At 62.2% G+C, this 4,138-nt stretch carries 4 protein-coding genes; 1 reads left to right on the plus strand and 3 read right to left on the minus strand.

What is annotated here, in order from left to right:
* Nucleotides 1–258: 258 nt before the first annotated feature.
* Nucleotides 259–696 (minus strand): universal stress protein, encoded by a 438-nt coding sequence (locus FS320_RS39395; RefSeq protein WP_152717832.1) that lies wholly within the window; start codon nucleotides 694–696, stop codon nucleotides 259–261.
* Nucleotides 697–749: 53 nt separating this feature from the next.
* On the minus strand, nucleotides 750–1,592 hold the full coding sequence (locus FS320_RS39400) for a universal stress protein (RefSeq protein ID WP_152717834.1): 843 nt from the start codon (nucleotides 1,590–1,592) through the stop codon (nucleotides 750–752).
* A 322-nt stretch (nucleotides 1,593–1,914) separates the two neighbouring features.
* On the opposite strand from FS320_RS39400, the gene FS320_RS39405 reads away from it, so the two are divergent.
* Complete coding sequence (locus tag FS320_RS39405) at nucleotides 1,915–2,949, plus strand: IS630 family transposase (RefSeq protein ID WP_152717836.1); 1,035 nt, start codon at nucleotides 1,915–1,917, stop codon at nucleotides 2,947–2,949.
* Nucleotides 2,950–3,048: 99 nt separating this feature from the next.
* Here the strand turns inward: FS320_RS39405 and FS320_RS39410 are convergent, their stop codons facing one another.
* Entirely contained in the window at nucleotides 3,049–3,513 is a 465-nt protein-coding gene (locus FS320_RS39410; RefSeq protein ID WP_152717838.1) for an Hsp20 family protein, read from the minus strand.
* Between the last annotated feature and the right edge of the window lie 625 nt (nucleotides 3,514–4,138).

The following is a 4,138-nucleotide window of genomic DNA, read 5'->3' on the forward strand; positions in this document are numbered from 1 at the left end:
TTTGCGGCCGCTGCAGCCGCAGCACCAACTCAATCAGCTCTTCCTTGCTCAAACGTTCAAGATCGCCGCGGCCCATACCAGCAGGGAATCAGCGAATCCCAGTTGGCGCAAGGGCCTGGGTAATTACTGATCACTTGGAGGGCAGCTATTCGCAACGTTCAGCGCAAGTGACCCATACCCACCCGCAGCCGCCTCCAGAACTCTCCTACTGTCCAGTTGTCTCGGCCTGAGCTTTCTTCAGGTACTCCAATGCCAGCGCTAGCGCACGACGAGGACCGGAATCTTCGAGTGGGAGAGCACTTTCATGGTCTCGCTCCCGAGAAAAAGGGCCGAGACCCCGCCGCGTCCGTGTGAGGCCATAACGATCAGATCGCAGCGCTGGCCTTCCGCCGTGCGGATGATCGCCTGATAAGGCGCGTCGGCTTCCATGTGAAGGGTCGTGGCATCAACACCAATTTTGCGTGCGATCTCGGAGGCTTCTTCCAGGGTGCGCTCGGCGTGCTTCTGTATATGCTCCCTGAACGAGGCTGGCGTTTCCTCAAGCTGGTCGGCCTCCAGCGCAAAGACGTGGAAGCGCTCAGCCACAGTGAGCAGCAGGACCGTCGCTCCCACAGCCTTTGCCAAGTTGGTTCCATGTTCGACAGCACGGGCCGACAAGGATGAGCCGTCGGTCGCGATCAGAATGTTCTTGTACATGCAGGCCTCCCTCATCGAGAAGTGAAGCCCCCGAACACCGCGCCCTCTTTCGTTCAGTACGAGAGGAACAAGGGCACCGGGCAGTTCTTGAGCAGCGACTGCGTCGTGCCGCCGAGCACCATCTGGCGCAGCCGCGAATGCACATAAGCTCCCATCACGATCATGTCGGCTCGGGTCAGGTTGGCATGATGGCGCAATGTCTCGGCGACGTCACCCTCCAGGGCGGGCAGGGTCAACTCGCCGACCTTGATGCCGTGGCGGGTGAGATGCGGGGCAAGGTTGGCACCAGAGGCAGCCGGCTCCAGATCCTTCTCTCCCGTGACGCTGACAAGTTCGACGTGGGAGGCCTCCCGCAGGAAGGGCAGGGCGTCATTGAGCGCCCGTGCCGCCTTGGCGCTGCCATCCCACGCCACGAGGATCCGTCCTCCTGCAAAGCTGTCCCAGCCTTCAGGCACCACGATGAGCGGGCGACCGCTGTCAGTAAGCACCGCCTCGATCAGCCCTCGGTCAACGGCCAGGGAAATCGGCTCGGCGTCAAGAACCGTCAGATCGTGGGCCCGTGCCAGGGCGGTGAAGCTCTTGATCAGGTCCGGATAGGCAAGCTGCGGTGCCTGGGTGGTGCAAGAGATGCCTGATGCTACCGCGGCCTGTCGCGATGCATCCGCAGCGGCGTGAGCCAAGGCATCGAGCCGCCGGTTCTCGGCGGCCACGAGTTCTTCGGCGACGGTGCTGATGAAGGCATGCGTCAGGACGAGCTTCAACGAGGCGGCCTGAACGGTGACGTGAGCGCCTGCCTCTTTGGCCAGCGAGAGGCCATAGGCGAGGGCCGAGGATCGCTCCTCTGCATCTCCTTCTTCCGTCACCCCGATCAGGATGCCGTGGATGTTCTGGAGCATCAGAGTTGTCTTTTTTCAGTCGAGACCAAGCTTACGCTTCCAGGCTTCTTCAAGCCAAGTTCTTTCAATCCGGTGCCGTATCAGGGGAGCGGAACGGCACTGCCTTGCGAACGGCTCGATCAGAGACCTTCCAGAGCGGATCGGCAGCGGCATGGAGTGCAAATCGGCCGTCACCGGCATGGCCGGTGAACAGCGGATCATCGCACAGGTTCTCATGAGGTATGGCGATCTGGGGATAAGGCTGCGGCCGGGGTCAAACCACACTTATTGATCCGGCTTGGGAGATCTTGAAATCCACGACCGGTCGGACCAGATCGACGGGATGAAGCATATAGACATGCGCAAGCTGCCAGCAGCAGCACAAGAGGAGCGTCGGCGACAGGTGGTGGGGCTACGCGAGAGCGGCCTGACCTATGAGGCCATTGCCGCCCAGGTGGGCCTGACCCGAACCGGCGTGTTCAACATTTGCCGCCGCTTCGCCGAGCAGGGACTGGCCGGATTGGCCAGCGGACCGCGGGGCCCGGCCCCTGGCACAGGACGGTTTCTCCAGGCCGAGCAGGAAGTCCAGATCCGCGCTCTGATCAGCCGGCACACGCCCGACGAACTGGGCCTGCCCTTCGCCTTGTGGAGCCGGGCAGCGGTGCGGGAGCTCATCGAGCGACACTGTGGGGTCCGGCTGGCGGTGCGCACGATGAGCACCTATCTGGCGCGCTGGGGCTTCACGGCCCAGAAGCCGCTCCGACGGGCATACGAGCAGTCGCCGAAGGCCGTGCGGCGCTGGCTGCGGCGGGAGTATCCAGCCCTTGTGGCGCGAGCCAGAGAGGAGAAGGGCACGATCTTCTGGGGTGACGAGACCGGCTTGCGCTCCGATGATGTGCGCGGCCGCAGCTCCGCTCCGCGGGGCCGGACGCCTGTCGTGCGCCCCTGTCACAAGCGCGCGGGGCTGGGCTTGATCTCGGCTCTGACCAACAAGGGCGAGCTGCGCTGGATGGTGCTCAATGGCGCCGTCAAGGCCCCGAGCCTGATCCGCTTTCTCGCGCGGCTGATCCAGGATGCCCGCGGCAAGGTGTTCCTGATCTGGGACAACCTGCCGGTCCATCGGGCCCAGGCGGTACGGGGCTGGTTGGCCGAGCGCCAAGAGCAGATCGAGGTTTTCCACCTGCCCTCCTACAGTCCGGAGTTGAACCCGGACGAGGGTCTGAACGCCGACCTGAAGCAAGCTGTGACCCGCAAGCCGCCCGCCCGCAGCAAACACGAACTCAAGCGTACCGTGATCAGCCACATGCGCCGACTGACAAAGCTCCCCGAACGGATCCGAAGCTACTTCAGGCATCAGCCATTCCGCTATGCCGCGTAGTTCAAGATCACCCAAGCCGGATCAATAAGAAGATCAGCGTCGTACATGGCCGAAGCGCCCCGCTTTCCGGGGCACTCCCTAATTTGACAGGGCAGCAGCTCAGGCCGCGATCTGAGCCGGTGTGGCCTCCAGGAGCTTGCTCGGGCTCGTGATGGGGATTGTCCGAGGCTTCATCGCCTCTGGAAGCTCCCGCACGAGCTCGACGTGGAGCAGCCCGTTGTCCAGGCTCGCCCCCTCGACCGCAACATGGTCGGCGAGCTGAAAGCTCCGCTCGAAGGCTCGTGCCGCGATGCCCAGATAGAGCACTTCGGCGGTTTTCTCTTTGGGCTGCCTCGCGCCACGGATCGTCAGCCTGTTCTCCTTTGCCTCAATCGAGAGATCAGCCTGCGAGAAGCCTGCCACGGCGACTGAGATGCGATAGGCATTCTCACCCGTCCGCTCGATGTTGTAGGGCGGATAGCTCGGTACTGAGCCTTCCACGCCACCGGGTTGGTCGAGCAGAGATAACATCCGGTCGAAGCCGACGGTTGAACGATAGAGGGGAGTAAAATCGAATGTACGCATAGCATGACCTCACGGATGGAGGGACATGCGAAGGGTCCGCCCTGAGGGCCTGACCGTCCGTATCACGCAGCCAAATGGCCTGCGCTTCTAGTATTTGGGAGGCGTGGCACGTACATACAATGCATAAAATGAAGTATCTTTGTGCAGGCTTTCTACTCTTTTACTTTTATTAGAGACAATAGTGTTCTTAGGTCAAATTGTGTAAGGGCGTGCGGCGCATTGAGGGCGGCTCATCCGCCCGCAGCTTGGCAAGATCCCCAATTGGCATGAGGCGGACCTTAGCCGTGTTCCCGCAGTTGAGGGATGAGCAAGCCTCGATGAACTCCGCTTTACGTTGGATTTTGACCGAGGCTGGATCGGCCGCGGAAGGAAATCATGAACGGGAGCTGGACGTTCGTGAAGGCACAGCCCGTCGGATGAGGGTCGTTATCTTCTATTGGTTCCAAAGGTCCGTTTCTGTGAAGGGTTTCGGATGCCGGCCCATCACGACGCAGCGAGGTGCACCGGGGCCGGCGTCCGGAAGCCTCCAGGGAAGGAACCCGCGGAACGGTTGGGCGCCGTGCGTGCCGCGCTCATCTATGGGGATTTGGGCACTTCGGATCGGGTGCGGGATCCGCGCCGATGC

Source organism: Microvirga tunisiensis (assembly GCF_009296175.1).
Classification (GTDB): domain Bacteria; phylum Pseudomonadota; class Alphaproteobacteria; order Rhizobiales; family Beijerinckiaceae; genus Microvirga; species Microvirga tunisiensis.